At 71.5% G+C, this 25,842-nt stretch carries 25 protein-coding genes; 18 read left to right on the top strand and 7 right to left on the bottom strand.

Going from position 1 to position 25,842, the window contains the following annotated elements:
* The first annotated feature begins 197 nt into the window (after positions 1-197).
* The 11 genes from ASC99_RS05265 (at position 198) to ASC99_RS05215 (ending at position 14,328) form a co-directional block, all read left to right on the top strand.
* On the top strand, positions 198-1,358 hold the full coding sequence (locus tag ASC99_RS05265) for an agmatine deiminase family protein (protein ID WP_057228825.1): 1,161 nt from the start codon (positions 198-200) through the stop codon (positions 1,356-1,358).
* A 39-nt stretch (positions 1,359-1,397) separates the two neighbouring features.
* Entirely contained in the window at positions 1,398-2,399 is a 1,002-nt protein-coding gene (locus ASC99_RS05260; protein WP_057228823.1) for an agmatine/peptidylarginine deiminase, read from the top strand.
* Between the two features lie 34 nt (positions 2,400-2,433).
* Entirely contained in the window at positions 2,434-4,071 is a 1,638-nt protein-coding gene (locus ASC99_RS05255) for an ABC transporter substrate-binding protein (protein ID WP_057228820.1), read from the top strand.
* Positions 4,068-5,027: an ABC transporter permease gene (locus tag ASC99_RS05250; RefSeq protein ID WP_082598116.1), complete on the top strand. Its 960-nt coding sequence runs from the start codon at positions 4,068-4,070 to the stop codon at positions 5,025-5,027. Before ASC99_RS05255 ends, ASC99_RS05250 begins: the two co-directional genes overlap by 4 nt.
* Positions 5,024-5,878, top strand: coding sequence for an ABC transporter permease (locus tag ASC99_RS05245; RefSeq protein WP_057228818.1), 855 nt, complete (start codon positions 5,024-5,026; stop codon positions 5,876-5,878). Before ASC99_RS05250 ends, ASC99_RS05245 begins: the two co-directional genes overlap by 4 nt.
* Positions 5,875-6,840, top strand: a complete 966-nt coding sequence (locus tag ASC99_RS05240; RefSeq protein ID WP_057228816.1) for an ABC transporter ATP-binding protein — start codon at positions 5,875-5,877, stop codon at positions 6,838-6,840. Before ASC99_RS05245 ends, ASC99_RS05240 begins: the two co-directional genes overlap by 4 nt.
* 43 nt (positions 6,841-6,883) lie before the next feature.
* On the top strand, positions 6,884-7,681 hold the full coding sequence (locus ASC99_RS05235; RefSeq protein WP_057228814.1) for an ABC transporter ATP-binding protein: 798 nt from the start codon (positions 6,884-6,886) through the stop codon (positions 7,679-7,681).
* Between the two features lie 119 nt (positions 7,682-7,800).
* The gene (locus tag ASC99_RS05230) at positions 7,801-8,994 is read left to right on the top strand and encodes an agmatine deiminase family protein (RefSeq protein ID WP_057228812.1); all 1,194 of its coding nucleotides are present in this window, start codon (positions 7,801-7,803) and stop codon (positions 8,992-8,994) included.
* A complete protein-coding gene (locus ASC99_RS05225) occupies positions 8,991-10,490 on the top strand; it encodes a DUF4436 family protein (protein ID WP_057228810.1) in 1,500 nt (499 codons plus the stop codon). Before ASC99_RS05230 ends, ASC99_RS05225 begins: the two co-directional genes overlap by 4 nt.
* A 205-nt stretch (positions 10,491-10,695) precedes the next feature.
* A complete protein-coding gene (locus ASC99_RS05220; protein ID WP_057228808.1) occupies positions 10,696-11,916 on the top strand; it encodes an agmatine/peptidylarginine deiminase in 1,221 nt (406 codons plus the stop codon).
* A gap of 1,332 nt (positions 11,917-13,248) precedes the next feature.
* A complete protein-coding gene (locus tag ASC99_RS05215) occupies positions 13,249-14,328 on the top strand; it encodes a hypothetical protein (RefSeq protein WP_162257849.1) in 1,080 nt (359 codons plus the stop codon).
* 90 nt (positions 14,329-14,418) lie between these two features.
* Here ASC99_RS05215 and ASC99_RS05210 read toward each other — a convergent pair whose 3' ends face one another.
* Positions 14,419-15,603 carry a hypothetical protein gene (locus ASC99_RS05210; protein WP_057228805.1) on the bottom strand — a complete coding sequence of 395 codons (1,185 nt, stop codon included), beginning with the start codon at positions 15,601-15,603 and terminating at the stop codon, positions 14,419-14,421.
* Between the two features lie 151 nt (positions 15,604-15,754).
* Between ASC99_RS05210 and ASC99_RS05205 the strand changes: the two genes are divergently transcribed.
* Positions 15,755-16,708 (top strand): SMP-30/gluconolactonase/LRE family protein, encoded by a 954-nt coding sequence (locus ASC99_RS05205; protein ID WP_057229203.1) that lies wholly within the window; start codon positions 15,755-15,757, stop codon positions 16,706-16,708.
* A 60-nt stretch (positions 16,709-16,768) separates the two neighbouring features.
* On the opposite strand, the gene ASC99_RS05200 is transcribed toward ASC99_RS05205, so the two are convergent.
* From ASC99_RS05200 to ASC99_RS05190, 4 genes are all read right to left on the bottom strand, one after another.
* Entirely contained in the window at positions 16,769-18,952 is a 2,184-nt protein-coding gene (locus ASC99_RS05200) for a tetratricopeptide repeat protein (RefSeq protein WP_063856983.1), read from the bottom strand.
* 17 nt (positions 18,953-18,969) lie between these two features.
* Complete coding sequence (locus ASC99_RS05195) at positions 18,970-20,208, bottom strand: hypothetical protein (RefSeq protein ID WP_057228803.1); 1,239 nt, start codon at positions 20,206-20,208, stop codon at positions 18,970-18,972.
* 83 nt (positions 20,209-20,291) lie between these two features.
* Positions 20,292-20,471 (bottom strand): hypothetical protein, encoded by a 180-nt coding sequence (locus ASC99_RS38260; protein WP_157531381.1) that lies wholly within the window; start codon positions 20,469-20,471, stop codon positions 20,292-20,294.
* Between the two features lie 21 nt (positions 20,472-20,492).
* Positions 20,493-21,005, bottom strand: coding sequence for a flavin reductase family protein (locus ASC99_RS05190; protein ID WP_057228801.1), 513 nt, complete (start codon positions 21,003-21,005; stop codon positions 20,493-20,495).
* A 274-nt stretch (positions 21,006-21,279) separates the two neighbouring features.
* On the opposite strand from ASC99_RS05190, the gene ASC99_RS05185 reads away from it, so the two are divergent.
* The 4 genes from ASC99_RS05185 to ASC99_RS05170 all read left to right on the top strand — a co-directional run bounded on the left by ASC99_RS05185 (position 21,280) and on the right by ASC99_RS05170 (position 23,493).
* Positions 21,280-21,693 (top strand): helix-turn-helix domain-containing protein, encoded by a 414-nt coding sequence (locus ASC99_RS05185; protein ID WP_057228800.1) that lies wholly within the window; start codon positions 21,280-21,282, stop codon positions 21,691-21,693.
* A 151-nt stretch (positions 21,694-21,844) separates the two neighbouring features.
* On the top strand, positions 21,845-22,255 hold the full coding sequence (locus ASC99_RS05180; protein ID WP_157531380.1) for a hypothetical protein: 411 nt from the start codon (positions 21,845-21,847) through the stop codon (positions 22,253-22,255).
* The gene (locus ASC99_RS05175; RefSeq protein ID WP_057228795.1) at positions 22,252-22,776 is read left to right on the top strand and encodes an MAB_1171c family putative transporter; all 525 of its coding nucleotides are present in this window, start codon (positions 22,252-22,254) and stop codon (positions 22,774-22,776) included. Before ASC99_RS05180 ends, ASC99_RS05175 begins: the two co-directional genes overlap by 4 nt.
* A gap of 228 nt (positions 22,777-23,004) precedes the next feature.
* Positions 23,005-23,493 carry a PASTA domain-containing protein gene (locus ASC99_RS05170; protein ID WP_162257851.1) on the top strand — a complete coding sequence of 163 codons (489 nt, stop codon included), beginning with the start codon at positions 23,005-23,007 and terminating at the stop codon, positions 23,491-23,493.
* Between the two features lie 13 nt (positions 23,494-23,506).
* Here ASC99_RS05170 and ASC99_RS05165 read toward each other — a convergent pair whose 3' ends face one another.
* Positions 23,507-24,019: a hypothetical protein gene (locus ASC99_RS05165; protein ID WP_162257850.1), complete on the bottom strand. Its 513-nt coding sequence runs from the start codon at positions 24,017-24,019 to the stop codon at positions 23,507-23,509.
* 51 nt (positions 24,020-24,070) lie between these two features.
* Complete coding sequence (locus ASC99_RS05160) at positions 24,071-24,811, bottom strand: DUF6193 family natural product biosynthesis protein (protein WP_057228788.1); 741 nt, start codon at positions 24,809-24,811, stop codon at positions 24,071-24,073.
* 78 nt (positions 24,812-24,889) lie between these two features.
* Between ASC99_RS05160 and ASC99_RS38255 the strand changes: the two genes are divergently transcribed.
* Both ASC99_RS38255 and ASC99_RS05155 read left to right on the top strand, forming a co-directional pair.
* Complete coding sequence (locus tag ASC99_RS38255) at positions 24,890-25,048, top strand: hypothetical protein (protein ID WP_157531379.1); 159 nt, start codon at positions 24,890-24,892, stop codon at positions 25,046-25,048.
* Positions 25,049-25,136: 88 nt separating this feature from the next.
* On the top strand, positions 25,137-25,661 hold the full coding sequence (locus tag ASC99_RS05155; protein ID WP_057228786.1) for a hypothetical protein: 525 nt from the start codon (positions 25,137-25,139) through the stop codon (positions 25,659-25,661).
* Positions 25,662-25,842: the final 181 nt, after the last annotated feature.

Here is a 25,842-nt window from a genome sequence, read left to right as displayed (position 1 = left end):
ACGTTCGAGTTCCTGACGAGATATTCAGTGATCTCGCTTCAAGTGACCACTGGTCAGTGCGGGTACGTCGCTGATCTTCACGGTTTCGTGGCTCCGAAGGGCCCGGAAAACCGGTCCGTCGTTCTCCTTGACTGAATTTTCAGTTCGGAGCAGGATGTGGGTCACCCCACACCTCCCGACCCCTCTAGGGAGTCCCCATGAACACGCCCGTCCCCACCCGGCGCAGCCTGCTCAAGCTCGGCGCGGCCGCTCTGCCGCTGGCCACCTTCGGTGCCGCCTTCCCCGCCACGGCCCGGGCCGCCACGGCGCCCTCGGGCGCCACCCTGCGGATGCCGGCCGAGACCGACCGGCATACCCGGACCTACATGGCCTGGCCCGCGCTGCAGTCGGTCTGGGACTACCAGCTCTCGGCGGTGCGCCGGGACATCGCGAACGTCGCGTACGAGATCTCGCGCTACGAACCCGTCGTCCTGCTGGCCCGCCCCGAGCAGGCCGCGGATGCCCGGTATACCTGCGGCTCGGGCGCGTACTTCCCGATCGAGGTCGAGGAGATCGCCAACGACGACCTCTGGATCCGCGACTTCGGTCCCACCTTCGTGGCCGCACCAGGTGCGATCGCCGGTGTGGACACCAACTTCAACGGCTGGGGCAAGACCGGTACGTCGTACTACCAGCCGTTCCGCAACGACGCGGCAGCTGCGGCGACCCTGCTGGGCCGGTACGGGCTGGACCGGATCAAGGCCCCCTTCGTCGGTGAGGGCGGCTCGCTGGAGACCGACGGCGAGGGCACCCTGCTGGCCACGGTGAGCTCGCTGGTCAACCCCAACCGCAACCCGGGGATGTCCCAGGCCCAGGTGGAGTCGGCACTGAAGTCGTCCCTGGGTCTCGACAAGGTGATCTGGGTGCCTGGCCTGGCCGGCCAGGACACCACCGACTGCCACATCGACTGCCTGGCCCGCTTCACCGCTCCCGGCCGGGTCCTGCTGGACCAGCCGGGCCCCGGCACCGACGCCCGCTGGGTCGCGGTCTACCAGGAGGCGAAGCGGGTGCTGGAGAACGCCACCGACGCCCGGGGGCGCCGCCTGCAGATCACCGAACTGCCCGGTCCTGACCGCCAGTTGATCCGGGGGCGTGGCAAGGACTTCCTGTCCAGCTACAGCAACTACTGCACCGTCAACGGCGCCGTCATCGCCCCGCAGTTCGGCGACCGCTACGCAGACGGAGTGGCCTACGCGATCCTCCAGGCCCAGTACCCGGACCGCCGGGTCGTCCAGCTGAACATCGACGCCATCGCGAGCGGCGGGGGCGGCATCCACTGCGCCACGCAGTCCGAGCCCGCCGTGCCGCCCGCTGCCTGAGAACCCGATCCACCGATCACCGATACGAGAAGAGTTGTCATGACGTTCCGCATGCCCGCCGAGTGGACTGAACACGAGGCGTGCCTGATGGCCTGGCCCACCCGGGCCGAGCTCTGGGGTGAGACCTTCGCGGAGGCCAAGCGGGAGTATGCCCAAGTGGCCCGCGCGATCAGCGAGTTCGAGCCGGTGACGATGGTCGCTCGGCCGGGCCAGGGCGAGGAGGCACGCGCCCTGTGCGGGGACGGCGTCGAGGTGGTTGAACTGCCGCTGGACGATTCGTGGTTCCGCGACTCGGGGCCGATCTTCGTGCTCGGCCCCGACGGCGAGCGCGCCGGGGTGGACTTCCGCTTCAACTCCTGGGGCCAGAAGCACCACCCCTGGGACACCGACGACAAGATCGCCGCCCGGCTGCTGGAGCGCCTGGACGTCGAGCGGATCGACTCCCGGATGATCCTCGAGGGCGGCGCCATCACGGTCGACGGCGAGGGCACGCTGATCACCACCGAGCAGTGCCTGCTGCACCCGAACCGCAACCCGGGGATGAGCAAGGAGGAGATCGAGGCCGAGCTGATCGCCAAGCTCGGTGTCAGCACGGTGATCTGGCTCCCGTACGGCGGGCTGCTGGACACCGAGACCGACGGTCACGTGGACGGCGTCTGCGCCTTCGTGGCCCCCGGCAAGGTGGTGGTCCAGCTGCCGAGCGACCCGGCCCACCCCGACTTCGAGCGGATGCGGGCCAACCGCGCGGTGCTGGAGGCGGCCGTCGACGCGCAGGGCCGGCAGCTGGAGATCCTCGACCTGCCGCAGAGCGCCTTCCTCGAGGTCGGCGGTAAGCACACCGAGGTCGGCTACCTCAACTTCTACATCGCCAACGGCGGTGTGGTGGTCCCGGTGGCCGGGCTCCCCGAGGACGAGGGCGCGCTCGCGGTGATCGCCTCCGCGCTGCCCGGCCGCAAGGTCGTGGGCGTGCGCTCCCGGGTGATCGCCTTCGGCGGCGGCGGGGTCCACTGCATCACCCAGCAGGTCCCGTCGGCGGGTTGACCCGTACCCCACCCTCACGGAAGAGAGTCCCCACATGACAGACCCTCAGAGAACCCCGCGCGGCCGGAAGGTCCTGCTGGCCGCCGCCCTCCTGCTCACCGTCACCACCGCCTGCTCGGGTCCGCCGAAGAGTGGCGGCACCGACGCCGAGGCGTACCGGCTGTCCGCCGACACCCCCGCCGGGCAGGCCGGCCTGGACTCCTTCAGCTGGGCCGTCTACGCCGAACCGCCCACGCTGGACTACATCTCCGCGTTCGACTACCCGCAGAACACTGTGCTCTCCAACGTCTGCGAGAGCCTGATGCGGTGGACCCCGCAGCTGACCCTGGCCCCGGGGCTGGCGGAGAAGGCCACCAACCCCGATCCCACCACCTGGGTCTACGACCTGCGCCCGAACGTGCACTTCCACGACGGCGGCGTGCTGACCGCCGACGACGTGGTGTACAGCCTCGGTCGGCAGATGGCGCCGGAAAACGCGGCCGCCTGGGCCCAGCAGTTCCAGAACGTCAGCAGCATCACCAAGACCGGCCCGCTCCAGGTCACCGTCAAACTCACCCAGCCCGACTCGCAGTTCAACCAGTACATGGCCACCGCCGCCGGGGTGGTCGCCTCCCGGGCCGGGGTCGAGGCGGCCGGCCAGGACTACGGCACCAGCGGCAGCCTGGCCTGCACGGGCCCGTTCAAGCTGGGCACCTGGACCAAGGGCCAGTCGATCGAGCTCCAGCGCTTCGACGAGTACTGGGGCAGCAAGGCCAAGTCCGGCAAGGTGGTCTTCCGCTTCCTGACCGACCCCTCGGCCCGGGTGAACGCGATGCTCAGCGGTGAGGCGGACGGCGGCTACCTGATCCCGACCGAGAGCTACGAGCGGCTGCGGACCGGTGGCGTGGGCACGCTCTACTTCGGCGAGGGCCTCAGCACCGTCAACGTCAACGTCACCAACATGGCGGGCGTGCTCGGCGACCTCCGGGTGCGCAAGGCGCTCTCGCTCGCCCTGGACCGCTCCGGCTTCGTCCGCACCGGCCTCGGCGGTGCGGGCCGGGTCACCGGTTCGCTGACCAGCCAGGCCGCCTGGGCCGCCGCGCCCGAGCAGGTCCGCAAGGACGCCTTCGAGGGGCTCACCCCGACCGCGCCCGACATAGACCGGGCCAAGGCACTGATCAAGGAGGCCGGTGCCACCGGCAAGAGCCTCACCGTCGCCACCAGCCCGATCGGTCAGGACGTCTCGGTGCTGGCCACCGCCGTCCAGGCGGCCGGGGCGAAGATCGGACTGGACGTCAAGCTCCGGACCATCGCGCCGAACGCCTTCACCGCGCTGTTCACCGACCCGAAGGCGCGGGAGGGCATCGACCTGTTCCCGGAGACGTACTACGACTCCATCACCGACCCGCTCGACCTGCTGGCCAACTTCAAGACCGGGGCCTACCAGAACTACGCCTCATTCAGCGACCCGGCCTACGACGGCCTGGTGCAGAAGGCGGTCGCCGCGACCGACCCGGCCGAGCGGTTCGCCGTCACCGCCAAGCTCCAGCGGACCGCCGCCGAGCAACTGCTCTGGATCCCGGTCGCCGAGTGGCCCACGGCGGTGTTCCTGAACAAGCGGATCACCGGCGCCCCGACCACCATCTCCTACCTCTACTACCCGTGGGCGGCCGACGTGGGGGCGGCCCGGTGAGTTTCCTGAGATTCGCCGCGCGGCGGCTGGCCGAGATGGCCGCCACCCTGGTCGGTGCCTCGTTCGTGATCTTCGGCGCGATGTACCTCGCGCCCGGCAGTCCGGCCAGCTTCCTGCTGGCCGGGCGGTCCGCCTCCCCGGAGGCACTGGCGGCGGTCAACGCCCAGTACCACCTGGACGAACCGTTCCTGTTGCAGTACCTGCGCTGGGCCGGCCAGATCCTGCACGGCGACTTCGGCCGGTCGATCACCTACCGCACCGACGTCTCCCGGCTGCTCGCCGACCGGCTGCCCGCCACCCTGCTGCTGGTGGCGATGGCGCTGGTCCTGGTCGTCACCCTCGGTTTGCTGCTCGGCTGGATCGGCGCCGTCCGGGGCGGCCGCACCGACGCCACCGTGCTGGTCGGCACCACGGTGGCGGTCGGCACCCCGGCGTTCGTCGCGGCCGTTCTGCTCCAGGGCCTGTTCGCGGTCCGGCTGGGCTGGTTCCCGACCGGCGGCACCGGGGAGGGCTTCGGGTCGATGGTCTGGCACCTGGTGCTGCCCGCCGTGGCCCTCGCGCTCTACCTGACCGGCATGCTGGCCCGGGTCACCAGGGCCGCCATGCTCGACGTGCTCGGGCAGGAGCACGTCACCGTCGCCCGCAGCCGGGGGGTGACGGAGTACCAGGTGATCCGCCGTCACGTGTTCCGCAACGCCCTCGGCACCGTGCTGACCACCGGCGGCCTGATCGTCTCCACCCTGCTGGTCTGCACCGTCCTGGTGGAGACCGCGTTCAGCGTCGGCGGCATCGGCCAGCTGCTCGAACTGTCCACCACCACCAAGGACTTCCCCACCGTGCAGGCCATCTCCCTGATCATGGTCGGGCTGTTCATGGCCGTGAACCTGATCGTCGACCTGCTCCACCCACTGGTCGACCCGCGCATCACGCTCGGCGCGAGAAAGGCCACCGGATGACCGTCACCCTGCTGCACCGGCCCGGCCTGGCCCGGATCCGTACCGCACGCGCCCCACTCCAGTTGCTCTGTCTCGGCTTCGTCGCCCTGGTCGTCCTCGCCGCGCTGCTCGCCCCCTGGCTGGCGCCCGAGGACCCGAACGCCGTCGACCTGGGCAACGCGCTTGCCGGGCCCTCCGCCGAGCACCTGCTCGGGGTGGACGCCTCCGGTCGGGACACCCTCTCCCGCCTGGTCACCGGCGCCCGCACCTCACTGCTCGGCCCGCTCGGCGTGGTCGCCTTCTCCACCCTGGCCGGGGTCGCGATCGGCGTCACCGCCGCCTGGCGCGGCGGCTGGCTGGACTCCGTACTCTCCCGGAGCACCGAACTGGTCTTCGCCTTCCCCGGCATGCTGCTGGCCATCCTGATCGTCTCGGTCTACGGCGAGGGCCTGCTGGCCCCCGTCATCGCGCTCGCCATCGCCTACCTGCCGTACGTCAGCCGGCTCACCCGCTCGCTGGTGCTCGCCGAACGCACCCGCCCCTACGTCGAGGCGTACCAGGTGCAGGGCCACTCCGGCCTGCAGATCTGCCTGCGGCACGTCATCCCCGGGATCGCTCCCGTGGTGCTCGCCCAGTCCACCATCAACTTCGGCTACGCCCTGATCGACCTGGCCGGCCTCTCCTTCCTCGGGCTCGGCGTCCCCGCGCTGACCCCCGACTGGGGCCGGATGGTCTTCGACGGCCAGTCCGCCATCCAGCACGGCTACCCGCTGTCCGCGATCCTGCCCTGCGCCGCGATCGTGCTGACCGTGGTCGCCTTCAACGTGGTCGGCGAACGCTGGGCCGACCAGGTCGCCAGGAGGGACCGATGACCACCCTCGCCATCCAGGCCTACCGCCTGCACCTGCCGAACACCGCCCGGCCCGTCCTCGCCGGGGTCGACCTGACCGTCGAGGCCCGCGAGACGGTCGCCCTGGTCGGCGAGTCCGGCTCCGGCAAGAGCCTCACCTCGCGCAGCGCCCTGGGCCTGCTGCCGACCGGCGCCGGCACCGAAGGCACCGTCCGGGTCAACGGCGACGACGTGCTCACCATGACGGGCGATCAGCTCCGCGCACTGCGTACCGGCACCGCCGCGATGATCTTCCAGGACCCCAGGGCCGCCATCAACCCGCTGCGCAGGCTCGGCGACTTCCTCACGGAGGGTCTGAACGGCCGCCTGGCGGCCGGAGCCGCCACCGAACGCGCCGCCGAGATGCTGGACGCGGTCGGCCTCCCGGCCTCGGTGCTCGGCCGCTACCCGGGCCAGCTGTCCGGCGGAATGCTCCAGCGGGTGATGATCGCGGGTGCCCTGATGGGCGACCCCGCGCTGATCCTCGCCGACGAGCCCACCACCGCACTGGACGTCAGCTCGCAGGCGGAGGTGGTGGCGCTGCTGGACGATCTCCAGGAACGCTTCGGCACCGCGCTGCTCTTCGTCACTCACGACCTGGGCCTGGCCGCCGCCATCAGCGACCGGGTGTACGTGATGTACGCCGGCCGAATCGTCGAGACCGGTCCGGCCGAGGCCCTGTTCAACCGCCCGCGCCACCCCTACACGGCCGCGCTGCTCGCCTCGACCCCGCGCCCGGACGCCCCGGGTGGCCGGCTCGCCGCCATCGAGGGGCGGCCGCCGAGCCTGCGGGAGGCGCTGACGGGCTGTCCGTTCGCGCCGCGCTGCCCGCTCGCGACCTTCCTCTGCACCCAGCAGGAACCCGCGCTGCTGGCGGTCGAGGCCGAATCGGCCCGGCGGGCCGCCTGCCACCACAGCGACCGGACGGGGGCCAATGATGGCTAGTCAGTCCCCGGACAGCGCCGCTCGTTCGAAGGGAGTGCCGCCGATGCGGAAGACCGTCCTGGAGGCCGTCGGCCTGCATCGTGCCTACGGCGGGGTGCAGGCGGTGGACCAGGTCTCCTTCACCCTGGCCGAGGGCGGCGCGCTGGGCATCGTCGGCGAGTCGGGCTCCGGCAAGACCACCACCGCCCGGATCGTGGTCGGGCTGGAACGGGCGGACGCCGGGCGGGTCCTGGTGCACGGTCAGGACCGTACCGAGCACCGGCGCGGCCGGGCCCACCGGCTGGCCAGAGCGCGCCAGGTGCAGATGGTCTTCCAGGACCCGTACCTCTCGCTCGACCCGCGCACCACCGTCGAGGCCGTGCTGCGCGAGACCCTCCGGCTGCACTTCCCCGGGGCGGACCACCCCCGCCGGATCGCCGAACTCCTCGACCAGGTCGGCCTCGGCCCGCGCGAGGCCGGTGCGCTGCCCCGGCAGCTCTCCGGCGGCCAACGCCAGCGGGTCGCGATCGCCCGGGCGCTGGCGGTCGAACCGGCGGTCCTGGTGCTGGACGAGGCGGTGGCCGCGCTGGACGTCTCCGTCCAGGCCCAGATCCTCAACCTGCTCGCCGACATCCGCGAGCAGACCGGGATCGGCTACCTCTTCATCACCCACGACCTCGGCGTGGTCCGCTGTGTCACCGAGGACGTGATCGTGATGCGGCAGGGGCGGATCGTCGAGTCCGGCCGGACCGCTGAGGTGCTCGCGGCGCCCCAGCACCCGTACACCCGGCTGCTGTTGGACTCCGTCCCCCGGCCGGGCTGGGATCCGAAGGCGATCGCCGTCGCCCGGCGGAGCATGTGAGGCAGGGGCCGTGAGCCGCCGATTCGCCCGATCGGCGGCGCGCGGCCTCGCGGGTGCGCTGCCCGGGCGGCCCTACTGTCGGATTCCGGATCCGTGCCCGCGCCACGAGGTGAGCCGCCATGCGAGAACCCGCCCTGTCCCGTCGGGCCGTGCTGAGGTCGGGGTCGGTGCTCGCCGCGCTGGCGATGCTGGAGGGCTGCTCCTCGTCGGCGGAGCCGGAGCCGTCGGTCGGTACCGCATCGGTCGGTACGGCGAGTGCGGCGAGTCCGTCCGCAGCCTCCTCGGCGGTCGCGTTCGCGATGCCGGCCGAGTCGCGTCCGCACACCAGGACGTTCATGGCCTGGCCGGCCCTGGAGGAGGTGTGGGGCGAGCACCTGCCCGCCGTCCGCGAGGACATCGCGCGGGTGGCGCAGGCCGTCGCCCGGTTCGAGCCGGTGGTGCTGATGGCCCGTCCGGAGCAGAGCGCGCAGGCCCGGCAGCTGTGCGGATCGAGCGTGGAGGTGATCGACCTCGCGGTGGACGACCTGTGGGCCCGGGACACCGGCCCGGCCTTCGTCACCGGCCCGGGCGGACCGGCCGGGGTGGACCTGAACTTCAACGGCTGGGGCAACAAGCAGACCCACGGCAACGACAGCCAGGTGGCACGGACGCTGCTGGAGCGGTACGCGATCCGGCGGATCCAGGCACCGATCACGGGGGAGGGCGGTGGAATCGAGGTGGACGGCGAGGGGACCCTGATGGCCACCGAGAGTTCGTGGGTGAACGAGAACCGCAACCCGGGCAAGTCCCGCGACCAGATCGAGGCTTCGCTGAAGGAGCTGTTCGGCGTCCGCAAGGTGATCTGGTTCGCGGGCGTGGCCGGGCAGGACATCACCGACTGCCACATCGACGCGCTGGCCCGGTTCGCCGAGCCGGGCGTGGTGGTCATCCACCGGCCAGGCCCGGACGCACCGCCGGACATCTGGTCCCGCGCCTCCGACCAGGCGCTCCAGGTGCTGCGCGACACCACCGACGCCCAGGGCCGCAAGCTGCGCACGGTCGAGCTGGTCGAACCCGATCTCAGCCAACTCCCGGACCCCGGAAAGGACTTCCTGGCCACCTACCTCAACTACTACGTGGTCAACGGTGCCGTGATCATGCCGCGGTTCGGCGACAAGGCGTCGGACGACCGGGCGGCCGGTGTGCTGGCCGAACTCCACCCGGGACGCCAGGTGGTGCCGGTGGAGATCAACGCCATCGCCTCCGGTGGCGGCGGGATCCACTGCTCCACCCAGCAGCAACCCGAGGCCCCGGCCGCCGCCCCGGCCCGGTGACCGGGGCCCGGCCCGGCCGCAGCCGGGGGTACCTGCTCGTGCTGGTCCTGGTGGCGGCGCTGGTCGCAGCCGGTGTCGGGCTCTATCTCAACGAGCGCGAGAGCCATCGGCAGCCCCGGCAGCTCGGGTCCGAAATCGTGGGCGACGGGGTGGAGTTGGAGATCACCGCGCAGGAGGTGGACGTGGTCGCCCAGGAGGTCACCCTCTACACCGTGCTGGTCCCGCACGGCAGCCTGGCCGCCGCGCCCGGCTCGCTGGCGTTCAGCCGGGCCGTGGAGGTGACGGTCGCCTCGCTGACGGCCAGCACGCTGCGGACGACGGCGGGTCAGGTCGCCACACCGCAACCTGTCACCATCGGCCTGTACGGCGGCACGCCCACGGACTACCCGTTCGACCGGTACCGGCTGTCGGTCGACTGGTCGGCCACCGACCGGGGCGCACCCCTGCCGGTGGCGATCACCTTCACCGACGCCGATCCGTTCTTCACCGCCCGGGCCACCGACGAGTCCGAGGCCGATGGCGAGGCCAGGCTGTCGGCGGTGATCGGCAGGTCGCGCAGCACGTACATCCTGGCCTGGTTCATGATTGCGGCGATGTGGGCGCTGGCGCTGGCGGTGCTCGGCGGTGCGCAGGTGCTGATCCGCAAGCGCCGACCGCTGGTCTGGCCGGCCATGGGGTGGATGGCCGCGACCCTGTTCGCCCTGGTCGGCCTGCGCAACGCGGCGCGAGGTGCGCCGCCGATCGGTTCGGTCATCGACTACGTGGCGTTCTTCTGGGCGGAGGGGATCATCGCGGCGAGCCTGGCGTGCACGGTCGCGTTCGGGCTGCGGTCGAGTACCGGACGGCGGACGACTGACGGCCCGTCACCGTGTGGCGGCTCCTGCGGCGAGCCCGAGGATCAGCGCGCGGACCACGGGCGCCGGGTCGATCTGCGGATCGAGGGACTGGATCGCGGCCAGGCCGTCCGTACCGGCGGCTGCGGCCTCCGGCCTCGGTCCCGGGTCGAAGGCGCCGCCGTGTTCGTCCGCCAGCACCCGGAACAGGGCGACGAAGCACTCCCGCCAGCGCTGGTACTCGGCCGCCAGGCTCTCCCGTACGCGCTGGTCGTTCAGGGCGAACCAGTGCAATGCGGCGTGCAGCCTCGACAGGTCGCCGGCCTCCGGCTGGGACAGCAACTCGACCACCCGCTCGGCCCGTTCGGCGAAGCTGCCGGGCTGGGCGACGGCTTCCTCCATGGGTGTGATCCACTCCGGCCGGATGGCCTCCAGCACGGCCACGATCAGGTCGGTGCGGGTTTGGAAGTGGTAGTGACACATGCCGTGGGTCACCCCGCCCAGGGCAGCGACGTTGCGAGTGGTGAACGGCACCTGGCCGTCCCCAGCGAGCAGTTCGCGCGCGGCTGCGAGCAGCCGGGCCCGGGTCTGCTCGCCCTTGGCCGAGGAACGCGGCTTTCGGGCGCCGGCGGTCGGCGGGGCCGCCGGGGCGGCGGGCTGTAGGTGATCGTCACGCGTGGCCATTCGGGAACTCTAGTGCCGCGCCCGGCACTGGCGAGCCCGGTGGGGGTGACGTGGCATCAGAGGCGTGTCCGCCCCGAGAGGTCGGGGGCGAACTGCTGTCCCAGAGTATTGACCGAGCGCTTGGTCAGTTTTACGTTCAGGGTCAGGCCGTGGAGCGACCACGGTCCACAGCAGGAGGCAGCAGATGAACGATCACAGCGCGCCGCAGGTCCCGTCCGGAAGAGCTCAAGTGCCGCTCGGACGTCGGAAGTTCCTCGCCGCGGCCGGGCTCACGGCAGCCGGCGCAGCCCTCGCTGGGGCGGGCTCCGCTGCGGCCAAGGCGATCGCGCAGCCGACGGCCGCCGGGGCGGTGAGCGCCGCCGGGACCTTCTCGGTGCCGGTCGACACGGTCCAGCACACCCGTACCTGGATGGCCTGGCCGGATGACCCCACCATCTGGACCGGCCGTGCGGGCAGCCGCCGAGGTGGCCCGTCGCTCAGTCAGATCCAGGCCAACATCGCGCTGGTGGCCAACACCATCGCCAAGTACGAGCCCGTGTACCTGTGCGCCAACCCCGCCGCTGCGGCCGCTGCCCGCAAGGCGTGTCCCGGCTCCAACATCACGGTGATCACCACCATCCCGGTCAACGACTGCTGGATGCGCGACAGCGGCCCGGTCTTCCGCACCGACGGACTCGGCGGCCTGGACGCGATCGGCCTCAACTTCAACGGCTGGGGCGGCAACCAGATCTACACCAATGACGGCAAGGTCGCCTCGCGCGTCGCCGCCCTGCTCGGCGTGCCGTTCACGGCGGCGGGCCTGGTGGGGGAGGGCGGCGCCGTCGAGACCGACGGCGCGGGCACCCTGATGGCCACCAGGAGCAGCATCCTGGTCTCCAACCGCAACCCCGGGATGAGCCAGACCCAGGCCGAGAACGCGATGAAGGCCGCGTACGGCGCGAGCAAGGTCATCTGGTTCGCCGGGGTGGCGGGCCAGGACATCACCGGCGACCACGTCGACGCGACCTCGCGCTTCCTCGCCCCCGGCAAGGCGCTGGTCCAGCAGCCGAACGCCACTGACGACCCGTACGACGTCTGGACCAAGGACGAGATCAACCAGTACAACGTGCTGTCCACGGCGACCGACGCCCGCGGCGTTCGGATCCAGGCCACCAAGCTCGGCGGCCCCGACTACTACGCGATCCGGCAGAGCGACCCGGCCTTTGTCGGGTCCTACGCCAACTACTACGTCTGCAACGGCGCGGTGATCGCCTCCCAGTTCGGCGACTACCGGGCCGACGCGGCGGCCAAGACGAAGCTCCAGTCGCTCTTCCCGGGCCGGGTCGTGGTCCAGCTGAACGTCGACTACCTCGGCCTCGGGGGCGGCGGCATCCACTGCGTCACCCAGCAGCAGCCGGTCGCGTAACCGTCCGCTCCGGGCTCCGGCCCCGCCGCCGGGGCCCGGACGGAATCCCCTCGGCGGGTGTGAGTCGGTCACCGTCAAAGCCGGGACGCGCGGGAGCTGATGGCCTTTCCGACCTGATGCGGCGTGCGGCGGCTCTCTGCTCAGCCTCAGCCGGAAGTGGACGGGTATGGCATCACGATCGGCGGCGGCATGGAGTGGCAGCCGTCCCAGGAGGCCAGATGGCCTGGGGGACAGGAGGTCGGTGGCACCGGCAGGGTCGGCAGCGGCCGCGGCGGGACACTGGTCCGTAGATTCCTTACGGAGGGCTTCGCGGAGGGCCTTGCGGTCACCGTCTTGGCACCGGAGGTAGGTGCCGGAGTGGTGGATGGGGGTGTGGCGGACGGGCTGCTGTCCGCCGAAGCTGACGGGCTTTCGGTCGGTGCCGCCGGCTCGGACGGTGTGGGACTCGCCGGGATCGGCTCGGCGGTTGTGGGGCTGGACGCAGGGCTGGGGCCGGCACCGGCCCCGGTTGGAACGCCGCTGTGCGAGTCGGACAGCAGCAGCCCGGCGCCACCGGCCAGGGCCAGCAGGCACAGCCCTCCTGCCGTACCGAGGGCGAGCCTGCGGTGTCGCGCAAGTCTCGTGCCCTGGTGCTCGTCCCTGCTGTCCCGCATTCGGGCCCCCGGCCATGTTCGATCTTCCGTATGGACTGGGCGGATGCTAACAGCGTGGTCGGTGCAGGGCGGCGGCCGGATGGCGCGCTGGGGCGGGCCTGGGCGGGTAGGCCCGCCTGTCCCACGACGGGGCGCCAGGCTGGTGCACAGGTCCTGGGACGCATCCGGGACCACGGCCTCATGCCACCGGGTGGGCCGAATTCCTAACGTGGGAGCACGCGTTGAGCACTCGGCCAGTGACACCGGCAGGTAGCTCACGCGAGCCAGGTCGTCGTTGGCGGCGGCCCGGTGCATGAGCTGGGATCCTCCCGGCCCGTGTGTTCCGACAGCGAAGTACTGGAGGATTCCAGATGGGTTGGAACCAATTCACCCTCTCCTCGAGCGGCAGCTCGGATCAGTCGAGCCGGCTCGCTGCGGTCTCCCGGATCGACGGCAGCATGGAGGTCTGGTGGGTCGCCTCGGACGGCTCCGTCCAGGGGGCGTACTGGTACGAGGGAGCGCCGTGGAAGCGCTATGAACTCGCGCCTGCCGGCAGTGCCTCCGTCAACGGTGGTATCGCGGCCGTCTCCCGGATCCCCGGGAGTATGGAGGTGTGGTTCGTGGGTGCGAACGGTTCGGTGCAGGACCGTTTCTGGTACGAGGGCAGACCCGGATCCCCGGGAGTATGGAGGTGTGGTTCGTGGGTGCGAACGGTTCGGTGCAGGACCGTTTCTGGTACGAGGGCAGTACTTGGCAGGCCTTCGAGCTCGCGCCCCCTGGCAGTGCCTCGGTCACGGGTGGTGTCGCGGCGGTGTCGCGTATCCCCGGGAGTATGGAGGTGTGGTTCGTGGGTGCGAACGGTTCGGTGCAGGACCGTTTCTGGTACGAGGGCAGTACTTGGCAGGCTTTCGAGCTTGCGCCCCCTGGCAGTGCCTCGGTCACGGGTGGTGTCGCGGTGGTGTCGCGTATCCCCGGGAGTATGGAGGTGTGGTTCGTGGGTGCGAACGGTTCGGTGCAGGACCGTTTCTGGTACGAGGGCAGTACCTGGCAGGCCGTCGAGCTCGCACCCGCCGACAGCGCCTCCACCCACACCGGTATCGCCGCCGTCTCCCGGATCCCCGGCAGCATGGAGGTCTGGTACGTCGGCCCCAACGGTTCGGTGCAGGACCGTTTCTGGTACGAGGGCAGTACCTGGCAGGGCTTCGAACTCGCACCTTCCGGCAGCTCCTCCATCACCAGCGGCGTCGCTGCCGTCTCCCGGATCCCCGGCAGTATGGAGGTCTGGTACGTCGGCGGCGATGCGTCTGTCCAGGACCGCTTCTGGTACGACACGTCGAGCAAGAACTTCGACCAGGACGTCACCACCGACATCGCCATCGGAGGTTCGGCGCACGTCGTGATGCGGCAGGACGGCTTCTTCTCGTTCAGTACGCACGCACACGACAGCGGTTTCGACAACATCGACTACACGATCTCCGCCGCCGTGATGGCGTCGGACGGAACCGTGTTCACCTTCCAGCACTCCGGTCACACCGAAGGAACCGTCGCCGGCCTGCCCTTCGGTACCCCGGACCGTAACGACGACTTCACGTTCACCGGCAACAACCCGCAGATCACCGAGAAGTGGGACGGCATCCTCAACGGCACCTTCCAGGCCAACCTACAAGGGACGGACACCCTCGCGGCCGGCGTCACAGGCGCTCTCGGCGACCTGGTGGACGCGATCGTGTCCGCGGCGGGGAAGGCCGCAGCCGAGGCGATCATCAAGCTCGTCTCCTGACCCCCGGCCGATTCCGGCAGTAACCGGCTCCAACCCCCAGGCATCGGCCCGGCTCCCTCCCCAGGAGCCGGGCCGGCTGCTGTCGTACCGTCAGCTACCGACCGCCGTGAGCGCGGCCGCCGCCGTCCGGAGCAGTTCCTCGTCCGTCAGGATGTCCGGGCCCAACCGCTGCTCTCCCGCCAGCACCGCCCGCAGGTGCGGGGCCGCCGGGGCGGCCGGTGCGCCGATCTCGCCCAGGTGGCGGATCGCGTCCAGCGTGGGTGCGTGGGGGCCGAAGTCGGCGGCAGTCAGCACGGCGGTGAGCACCGGCACGGCAGGCGCCGGGTCGCCGGTGATCCGCCACCAGGCGTGTGCGGCGCCGGTCCTGGTCCAGGCGCCGGGCGCGTCCAGCAGCGGGCGCAGCCGGTCCACGAAAGGTGCGGCGAGCGGGCCGAGTTCGGCGAGGTGGCGCAGCACCGGGCGGCCCAGCCCGGCCCGCATCGCGGTGTCGGTCTCCCGGAGCAGCAGCTCCGGTTCGCCGGTGATCCGCCAGTACGCCCAGGCCGCGGCCTGGGTGCCGTGCCAGCGGCGAGGCGTCTTCCACCGCTCGGGGCGGGCGGCCCCGGTGGCGTACTCGGCGAGCAGCCCGGCGGCCGGGGCGGCGGCGGGGCCGATCCGGCCGAGGGTCAGGCAGGCGTCCCTGGCGAGGCCCAACACCGGTAGCAGTAGGGTCACTTCAGGGACTGCGGGAGCACCCACCGGTCCCCAGGTGGCCAGCAGCTTCAGCATCGAACCCGGCGGTCCGTTCCGTAGCTTGTCCAGCGCGGCCGGCAGCAGCTGCTCGGCGGGCAGCGCGAGCAGGTCGGCCGGGTAGCCGAAGTACCGCTCTGTCCGGAGCCGTTCCCGCAGCAGCGGTACGGCCCGCAGGTCGCCCTGGCGGGCCAGCACCCGCAGCACGTTGTCGACCATGCTGGGGCCGTAACGGTCGCACTCCTCCTGGAGATCCAGCACCCGCACCAGCCGGTCCGCGTACGGCGCGACGGCGGTGCCACCCCCACCTATCAGGTGGAGCGCCTGACTGACGGTGAGCCAGTCCCAGTGCGGGGCGTCAAGCAGCCCGACCACCCAGTCCCACACTCCGGGAGGCGGGGTCCGGCGCCGCCGCAGCACGTCCCCCACCGCCTGCATGCCCCAGTACCTGTCGACCTCCCTCAGCGGCTTCTCCACCCGCCGGACACCGTCGATGACGGCTTCCCGGTCCGGGTCGTCCTGCGGTAGCCACGTCTCCAGGGTCATGCCCAGACGCTATCCGTGCGGGGGTGCGGCGAGGCCGGCGGGTGACCGGTCCGCTGGCGGCGCGCCCCCTGAGGGAGTACTCCGTCGTGCCCGCACCACCTCGGCGTGCTGAGCTGAAAGCCCGTCACGAAGGAGACCTCTCGTGCTTCGCCTGACCAGCTTCGCCCGCCCGGCCGGCCTCGCCGCCGCCTCGCTCGCGCTGACCCTGTTCTCGGCTGCTCCGGCCGTGTCCGTCGCGCCGCCGCTGTCGGATCCCCACGTGCTCGCGCATCTCGACCTGGCCGCCGGGCAGATGCCGGAGAACATCGTGCTGGAGCCGGACGGCTCCGCCGACGTGACGTTCATCAGCGCCCGGCAGATCGCCCGGATCGGTCTCGACGGCCACACCGAGATCCTGGGCACATTGCCGGCCCCGGCCGTCCCGGCCACCCCGGTGGTCGGCTTCGCCGCCGTCGCCGGGATCGCCCGGGCGGACGACGGCACGCTGTACGTCAACTACGCCACCGGCACCGACGACCTGACCGGTGTCTGGCGGCTCACCCCGGGTGGCGTGCCGGAACGGATCGCGGCGCTCCCCGCGAACGGCCTGCCCAACGGCCTGACCCTCGATCAGCAGCACGGTGATCTCTACGTCGCCGACGCGGTGCTCGGCACCGTCTGGCGGGTCTCGCTGCAGGACGGGACCCGGACCGCCTGGGCCACCGGCACCGAGCTCCAGCCGACCGGCTTCCTCGGCGCGAACGGCATCCGCAGCCACCACGGCGCCATCTGGGTGTCCAACACCGACCGGGGGACCGTCCTGCGCATCCCGATCTGCCCGGACGGCTCCGCCGGTCCGATCGAGACCCGGGTCACCGGCATCGAGGGGATCGACGACTTCGGCTTCACCGGCCACGGCGACACCCTGCTCGCGGCCCGGAACGCCGCCAACGAGGTGGTGTACGTGACCCCGGGCGGCGGCGCCCCCACGGTGGTGCTCACCCAGCAGGACGGGCTGTCGAACCCGACCTCCGTCGCGCTCTGCGGCGGCGCCGTGTACGTCACCAGCGCGGCCTTCCTCACCCTGCAGGACCCGAACGTCCTGCTGGCCCGGATCGACGCGTAGCCCCGCGAAACCGACCGGACCTCGGCGCCCCCTCCAGCAGGGGCGCCGAGGCCGGAGGGTTCAGGAGAGCAGTTCCCTGGCCTCGTCCGTGAGGGTGAGCTCCGGATCGGCCTCCAGTGCGGCCCGGACGTCGGCGAGCGCCTCGGGTCGGCGGCCCAAGGCCTGTAGTGAGTGGGCGCGTTGGAGCCGGGCCGACGGGTCGTCGGTCTCCGTGACGACGGCGTCGAGCAGGTCGAGGGCCTCGGTGTGGCGTCCCGCGTCCTGGTAGGCGACGGCCAGGTTGAAGCGCAGGCCCGGGTCCTTGCTCAGGTGCACGGCTCGTTCCAGGTCGGCGGCGGCCGCTGCCAGGTCGCCCTCCTCGTAGGCGAGTTCGCCGCGCAGGGCCCAGGCCTGGGCGAGCTCCGGGTCCGCCGCGAGGGCCGCCGAGTACGCCGCGCGGGCCTCCGCGTGTTCGCCCTCCGCTGCGTGTAACTGGCCCTGGACGGTGAGCAGTTGGGCGTTGGCCGGGTCGAGGGCGAGTCCGGCGGTGACGTCCCGGTGGGCGCCCGGCAGGTCGCCGAGGTCGGTGAGCAGGCCGGCCCGGTTGAGGTAGGCGTCGACGAAGGCCGGGTCGAGCTCGATGACGTAGCCGAAGTCCTGCACCGCGCCCTTCACGTCGCCGAGTTCGGCCCGGACGTCGGCACGGTTGTAGTACGCCTCGGGGAAGGGCGGAGAGAGCCGGATCGCCTCGTCGAAGTCGGCCAGCGCCTCGGCCGAGCGGCCGGTGCGCCGCAGCACGATGCCCCGGTCGAAGTAGTACTCGGCGTAGTTGGGGTCGACGCTGATCACCGAGGTGTAGTCGGCCACCGCGTCGTCGTGGCGGCCGAGCCCGCCGTGCACCTGGGCGCGGTTGTAGACCAGCACCGAGCGGTGCAGGGCGTGTTCGCCCGGGTCGAGGATCTCGTCCAGCCGGGCGACGCACTCGTCCAGCAGCGCGAGCGCCGCCTCCGGCCGGCCTTCGCGGACCTCGATCAGGGCAAGCCCGTTGCGGTTGAAGGCCGTTCGGAAGGCCCGTTCCTTGGGATCCGGTGTCCGGGTGGCGAAGGCGATCGCGGTGTTGATCCAGCCACGCGCCACCTGGTGGTCGCGCTGGTCGTCGTCCAGGAAGCGGGTGTAGAGCATCGCCGTGCCGTACGCGCACTGCAGGTGGATCTCCGGATCGGTGCTGACCGCGCGGGCCTGCTCCCAGAGCGGGAGGATCCGGTCGGTCAGGCCGAGCCCGGCGAGGGCGTTGGCCGGCTTGGCGATGAAGGTCCACCAGTGGCGGGGGTGGGTGTCGTGGGTGACCAGGGCGCTTCCGCGCGCCCCGTAGTCCAGGACGGCGTGGTAGAAGCCCATGTCGGTGCAGTAGTTGCTCGCCTCGCGGAGCAGGTCGGCGCCCGCGCCGGACGGGTCGGAACCGTGCTCGGCGTGCCAGAGCAGGGCGCCCAGGCCCAGCGACTGCTGGTCCAGCGCCGCCAGTTCGAGCCGCCGGGCGTCGTGCAGCGCGGCGCGCTCGGCGGGGGTGAGCAGCTCGTACGCCTCGGCCGCGCGCGGGTCCTCGGCCGTGCCGTCGCCGGTCACGTACAGCGCCGCGCGCTCGGCCGCAGTCTCCGGGAGGGGCTCGGCCGGAGCCGTGCCGTGGACGGGTACGCAGTGCGCGGCGAGGGCGGGCTCCAGCGGGGCGGCCGTCTCGCCCGGGGGCTGCTCGAGCGGCTCCGTCCCGGTGTGCGCGACCACCGTGAGGAGCGCCGGGTCCATCCGGCGGACCAGGACGGCGAGGAACTCCTGGTCGGTCGGGTCGGCCCGGTGCAGGTCCTCGACCACCAGGGTGTGCGGCCCTTCGCCCAGCGCGAGCGCGTACTCGGTGAGGAACTCGACCAGGCCGTGCGCGATCCGCAGGGTGCGCAGCCGGGAGTAGTAGCGGGTGCGCTCCTTGGGCACCGCCAGTGAGGTGAGGGTCTCCCTGGAGGCGGGGACGACGCCGCGCAGTTCGGGCGCGGTGCTGAGGATCTCGACGTCGTGCCGCCGGACGGCCTCGGGGCAGCGGGTCAGGGCGTCGGGGACCAGGGCCCGCAGCAGGGAGCCGACGGCGGTGTACGGGCCGCGCAGCCGGCGGTGCGCACTGACCGTCACCAGGACCGGCGGCAGCGCCAGTTGCTCGTGGGCGGCGGCACGGGCGGCGCGGTGCGGCGCCCGGACCCAGTGGTGGCGGGGCTCGGCCATGGCGGTGGTGCCTTTCGTCAGAGAGCGGCTGCGGGAGCTTCGGGAGCTGCGGGACCTTCGGAATCGGACTTCCGGCGGCGCCGGTTCCGGCGGACCATCACGGCGACGGCGCCGAGCTGGAGGACCGCCAGGGCGAAGAACACCGTGGAGTCGATGAACGGGCCGAGCGGCGCGTGCCCGCCGAAGCGGTCCAGCGCACCCGTGACGAACCGGGCCCCGGCGGGGAGCACGCCGAGGGCGAAGACCGTCAGCGAGAAGGCGTAGCCGCCCACGATCAGCCAGGAGTACCAGCGTGCCGCCCGGCGGTCGACGGCGTGCCAGGCCGACTCGTCCAGCAGCGGGCGCCCCCGGCGGCGGCGGACGGTGTTGCGCAGCACACCCATGGCGGTGGTGTGCAGGTCGCGGCAGCCGAGCACGGTGCTGAGCAGCACGTACAGGTCGGTCCGCAGATAGAGGAACGCCTGCCAGGCGATCCGCAGCAGGGTGGCGTAGGCCAGGGCCAGGCAGAGCCGGCCGAACCCGCTGAGCGCGCCGCCGGGGAGGCGGGTGGCCTCGGCGGTCAGGGTGAGGGCGGCGGTCAGCACGGTGTCGGCGAGCACCCCGGCCAGGATCGGCAGGTAGCGCTTGCGCCTGGGCACGGTGACCAGCCCGTCGAGCGAGGTCTCCAGCACGATGTAGATCAGGCGGTGGCCGAACGAGAGTCTGCTGGGCAGGCCGAGCCGGCGTCCGGCAAGGGCATGGAAGGCCTCGTGGACCAGGATCAGCGGGAACTGACAGACGAACAGGACCAGGGCGACCACGCTGAAGTAGGGGCTGAAGAACACGTTCGCGGGGTGCGGCGCCAGCTCGGGCACCCGGACCGTCTCGGCGATCCAGACGGCGATGACCAGCAGGTAGCAGGCCCAGGCAGGCGGGCTGAACAGGGCTCGGCCGAGGCGCTGCCAGCGCACCGGCGGTGGCGGCGGCTCGTCGCCGGTGCGGACGAAGCCGAGCTCGTCCAGACCGGCGAGCAGGTCCGCGATGTCGACGCTCTCGCCGTGGGCCCGCTCGTAGGCGCGGGCTGCCTCACGGGGCGTCAGACCGTCGGCCAGCAGCCGGACCAGCTCCGCCCCGTCGGCGGGGAGCACCGCGTAGGAGTCGGTGTCGACCCGGCCGACGGTGACCTCCTCGCCCTCGTCCAGGTAGACCAGCGGGTGCAGCGCGACCGGACGGTCGAGATCCGGGCCTGCGGGCGCTCGGTCGGTCGAGGGGCTCATCGGTCCTCCCGGAGACTGCTGGGCGGTGTGGTTGACGGGGCCGGCCGCCGGAGCAGCCGACCCCGTCAGAGGGCGTTGAGGCCTCAGGCGTCGCAGCCGCAGCCGTACATGGTCTGGGCCGAGCTGGTCAGGCGGACCGGGCCGGCCTTGCGGATGACGATCTTCTTCATGGTGTGTCCTTCCCTCGGGCTGACAGAAAACGAGCAGATGTGAATCACTTGGCTTCGAAGTTTCATCTCAGCTGTCGCGACGCCCATCAGCATGGAACCGGGGCCACGCTCATGTCAACAGTGGGGGAGACGAGTTGACGATCCGTCAGGTCCGGCGTGGAAGTCGCCGTCGACGAAGAGCAGCGGGGCTCCGGAGGTGGCCCGGTGCTCCAGGACTCGGCCGATCAGGATCAGGTGGTCGCCGGCCGGGACAGTGCGGTCGCGGTGGCAGATCAGGGTCGCGACGGTGCCGTCCAGCCGGGGCAGCCCGTACCGGCCGGCCTCGGCGCGCAGCCCGGCGAAGCGGTCGCCGGGGCCGGCGAAGCGGACGGCGAGGTCGCGCTGGTCGGCGGCGAGCAGGTGGACCGCGAAGTGGTCGGCTCCGGTGAACGCGGCCCGGCTCGTGGAGGACCCCTGCAGGCACCAGAGTACGAGTGGCGGCTCCAGTGAGACCGAGGTGAAGGAGTTCACGGTCAGGCCTGCGGGCCGTCCCCGGTGGCGGGTGGTCACCACCGCGACTCCGGTTGCGTAGCGCCCCAGTACCGCGCGCAGTGGTCGGTCCGCCTCGACCGCCTTGTCGAGGGCCATCCGGCACGCTCCTCCCTGCTGGGGTGTCCAACCAGTCCCAGATGAACGGGACTTGGTGTTGTCATTCATCTCAGACGGAGCCCTCGCAGGTTGGCAGCTCTCCGCCGAGGCGTCAACAGGTCCGGCGGGCACGGCTGGTAGCCGTCGGCCGGTCGAGCGGGGCACGGCCGACCGGGGTGGTTCCGGCCGGTGGCCAACTAGGATGGGACGACGGAGCCGTCGGGCTCCGGCCGCGCTCGCGGCGCAGCGATGGAACGAGCAAGGGAGGTGCGCGGTGCCCCGATCCGGAGCCGCCACGCTCGCCGACCGGATCGACCGGCTCTTCGCGGTGGTGCGAGGCCCCGACCGCGAGCCGTACAGCAACGAGGAGGTCGCCCGGGCCTGCCGTGAGGCCACCGGCGAGTCCTTCTCCGCGACCTATCTCTGGCAGCTCAGAACGGGACGCCGGGACAATCCGACCAAGCGCCACCTCGAGGCGCTGGCGCAGTTCTTCCAGGTGCCCCCGGCCTACTTCTTCGACGACGAGCAGAGCGCCCGGATCGCCGAGGAGCTCCAACTCCTGGGTGCACTGCGGGATGCGGGTGTCCGCGACGTGGCACTGCGGGCCGTCTCGCTCTCGCCCGAGGGGCTCGGGACGATCAGCGACATGATCGAGATCATCGCCCGCAGAGAGGCCGGATCACACTAATCCGAATGACTGTCCATCAGACCTTCACACGCCTAGGATCGCTCTCAGCGCGTCGGGCATCGCTGACCGTGATCGGACCGGGCCTGGGGGTAGGACTGTGCGGTTACACATGGACCGGCGGCGACGGATGCTCTGGCGCCGATGTCGGCGGATGGTGGAGGCTCTCCCGCTGTCGGCACCCTTCGACCCGGAGGAGCTGGTGGCCGCGCTCGCCGAGCGGCGCGGGCGGCCGATCGAGCTGATCCAGCTGCCGGTCCGGGGCCGTACCCCCTGTGGCCTGCTGGTCACCACCGACCGGGCCGACTACATCGGCTACCCGAGCGCCACCACGGCTCTGCACCAGCAACACATCCTGCTGCACGAGTTGGGCCATCTGCTCTCCGGTCACGTGGGAACCGGGGAGCTCAGCGCCGGAGCCGCGCAGGCGCTCCTGCCCAACCTCTCCGACGAGCTGGTGCACCGAGTCCTCGGGCGTACGGTCTACACCGAACTCGAGGAGCAGGAAGCCGAGTTGTTCGCCTCGCTGGCCCTGCACCGCCCTCGACACGGCAGCCGGGTGTGACCGCGGCACCGGTCCGCTGGGTGCGGGCCTGGACGGCGTACCGGCGGATCGGCCCGCTCTGGGCCGCCCTGCACCGCGCGGTGCCCGAGATCGCGCTCTCGACGCCCACCGTCCGGCTCTGCCCGGCCTTTCCGCGCGGAGCGGAGTTCGCGCTGTACCGCCGCATCATCGAGATCCACGACGGCCGGCTCGCGCTGCGCCCCTACGTCCACCCCGGGGTGCACACCTGGGCGGTGGCGACCGCCGGCCGGCAGGGCACGGATGGCAACGCGGCGGCGCGGGCGGAGGCGGCGTGCATCGCGGCTGCGCTGGCCGCCGCCAAGGCGGGGCTGCCGTACCTGGCGGGGCCGCCCGTCCCGTACGCCGCGCACGAGGTGCAGGCCAGCATCGAGGCCGAGACCGCCTGGCTGATCGCCGTGACCGAAGCCTTCACCCGCTCGACCCGCGCGGCCGAGGTCGGGACACACCGTCCCGGCGTGCGGCACGCCGCGCTCTGGCAGCCGGTGATCCGGCACTGCTGACGCCACGTCGGGAGCTCCGCCGTTCCGGGCAATGGGGGTGGGTCGGAGGTCTCTTGCGGACGAAAAGGGACAATCTGCCCCTAGTCTCCGACCATGGCACTCCAACTCGTGCAGGCGATCGTCGAGGTACTGGCCGTCCCGGGGGCTGATGCCTCCGCCACCCCCACCCCGTCCCCGACTCCCGCTCCGGGCGGTGTGGGAATCGGGTCCGCGGCACCGATCTGGGGCATGTTCGCGCTCGCCGCCCTGCTCGCCCTCATGGCCCTCGGTTACCAGGTACGCAAGGGTGCGAACCCGGGCAAATCCGGGATCGTGCGCAGCGCCATCGCGCTCGTCCTGGTGATCGCCCTGGTGGTCCTCGCGGTCGCCAGCCTCTACGACACCACGGACAAAGACATCAAGATGCTGCTGCTCGGTGCCGTCGTCGCGCTGGCATCGGGCGTGAGCGCGTTCTACTTCTCCTCCCGCAGCGCCGAGTCGGCGCGCAAGGACCTGCTCGCGGCTACCACCGGGGTCCCGGTGGTCGTGCCCGAGCTGGTCGGCCTGACGGTTGCTGAGGCGAAGGAGAAAATGAGTACCTCCCACCTGCGGCTGAGGATCCCGTCAGGCGCGGCCGACGCGGACACGATCGCCACCCAGGACCCGTCCGCAGGCCGCATGGTGCCCCTCGTCTCCGAAGTGACCGTCACGATGACTGCGGCCGCGAGCACTTCCTAGCTCTGTGCAGCCTTCAGCCCTGGCTGGACCAGCGCTTCTCATGGGCGGCGGCATGGGGTCCAGCGCCGGTTCCGTCGTTCGGCACCTCGTTGCCGAACGGATCGGCAGACCCGTCCATGAAGCCGGCCGCGTACATCACCGCCTGGGCCACCAACCGGGCCTCGTCGTACTCGAGAGCCTGGATTGAGTGGCGGAGCGGGTCGGTCGAGAGACCGGACAGGTTGGCGGCGGCGATGAGGACACCCTTGCTGGACTCACTGAGACCGTCTTGGAGAGACTCACGACCGGCCTGCCGCGGCTCCCAGAGCGTCTCCAGTGCACGGGCGAAATCCACCACCGCGTACGCGCTGTCCGGGCGTTCCACCATCGGGACGAAGCCGTTGCCGACCAGCCAGTCGCGCAACTCCTCGACCTGGAAGACGAGCCATACGGCCGCCTCCACGGGGATCAGGCAGGAGGTCCCGCGCATCGCGAGCTCGTACAACCGCTCGTGCTCGCCATCCTGGGGCATGACCTCGTTCGACACGTCCTTCTCCATCTTCGTTACGGGGAGCCCGAAGCGGTTGTCCGGGGCCAGTCAGCTGTCGAGGGTGATCGGGCCGAGGCCGGGCGGCAGGTGGTGCACGGCCAGTGCCACCGCCTCGCGCGCTGTGGTGAACAGGCCGAGGTCCGGAGTGATGAAGCCCCTGCCCAGCCCGTACGTGCCGTCGCTGCCCGCGGCCAGGCACGGTCCGACGGGGGTCAGCTCCGGGCGGGTGGTGGTCGAGAAGCGCAGCGCCCAGTGGCTCGTGAACGGGTAGAGGGCGCGCAGCGCCGGCTCGGCGTACGCCGCCTCGATCAGGGCCTGGTACGGCTCCTGCCAGTCGTACTCCAGATCGGCCGCCTCCTGACGCATGCCCAGCCACTCGGATTCCGTCAGTCGCGCGGCATCGTGGTCGGGCACCTCGAACCGGCCGGTCAGGTGCACGAAGGGTGCCGCCCTGCGGATGTTCTCCAGGGCCGCCCCGTCGTGCCATGCCCGGGCAGCCCTGGCGACCTCCGCCAGGTCGTCTGTCAGGCCGTCGACGAGAGGCAGGCCCTGGAACAGGTCCGTGCCCCGAATGGACCAGCGCCGTTCGTGCGACCACGCGCTGATCTCCAGCGGGCCGCGGTGCGCCAGAGTGCTTGGGACGGCCGCGTGGAGCAGCGGAGCGAAGTCCGGGGAGGTGACGGGGACGGCACCGAGGCGGTCCGCCGATGCGACCCGGAGTGCAGCGGCGAGGCTGCCGCAGGCCGCGACCTCGGGGTACAGAACGGAGGGATCAGGAGGGGTAGGCACGGCATGAGTTTCCCCGTGATCTTGGACGCTCGCAACAACTCGATGCTGGGATGGGGATCCTGACGGTAGATTCGCTCGGTGATTGCTGAAGGGTTGCGCCGACTGTACGACCCTGAATACGCCGAGGTCTGGGGTTGCTTCTGCGTGTTCGGCGCTGAACTCCTGGACGTGATCGAAGAGGATGTGCAGCGAGTGCTGCGCCGGGTTATCCGTCGGGACGGGGTGGCTGCCAGGTGATGGACGGGCCGGCAGCGGGTGCGGGCAGGTTGTCGACGATCACGCACTCCCCAGGCCCTCGCCCCGGTGCGGGGCCGGGTCGGCGAGCGTGACTGTGCGCGGGCGGAGCTATCGCTATGTCGGACCGGCCGACTTGAGGAGTCTCGTCCGACCGGGCGGGGACGGTCAGACCATGTGTTCGGCGGCCGACTTCGACGAGTGGGCCTCGGCTCGGACAGCGGAGGAGTTGTCGGAGCCCTTCACATTCGTTGTTGATCAGGCTGGGGTCCTGCGGCTCGCGCCGCGCCGGAGTGAGCACGTGGTGTGTGCCGGTGGAGGCATGGTTCTGAGTGCCGGTGAGATCAGCTTCCGCGAGGAGTCCGGGCGGTGGGCGGTCGACGAGGTCACCAACCAGTCGACCGGCTACTGTCCGGACGTCAGCTCGTGGCCGGCCGTCGCCGAGGCCCTGGACCGGGCCGGGATCGTTCGCCCGTCCGGCTTCACGCACGAGGTGGTGTTCCGCCGGTGCCCGTCCTGCCGGCAGCTCAACATCGTGCGAGAGGAGGACTTCGTCTGCGTCTTCTGCGACGAGGTCCTGCCGCAGGAGTGGAACGTCGACCGGTCCGGACGCTAGTAGTGCTTTGTTAGGTGGTACGCGGGGGCTGGTCAGGTGTGGTGTTCGGCGGTTCTCTACGAGCATGACTCCGGACGAACTGGGCGCGTTACGTGATGAGTTGGAGGCGTTCGCGGCGGAGGTCTTCGCACCGCTGCGGCGCTCGGATCAGCAGGACAAGGGCGCGAGCTACCTGCTACCT

This window comes from Kitasatospora sp. Root107 (genome assembly GCF_001424875.1).
GTDB lineage: Bacteria > Actinomycetota > Actinomycetes > Streptomycetales > Streptomycetaceae > Kitasatospora.
The sequence above is the reverse complement of the archived record's forward strand: the minus strand, read 5'-3'. Positions and strand labels throughout refer to the sequence as shown.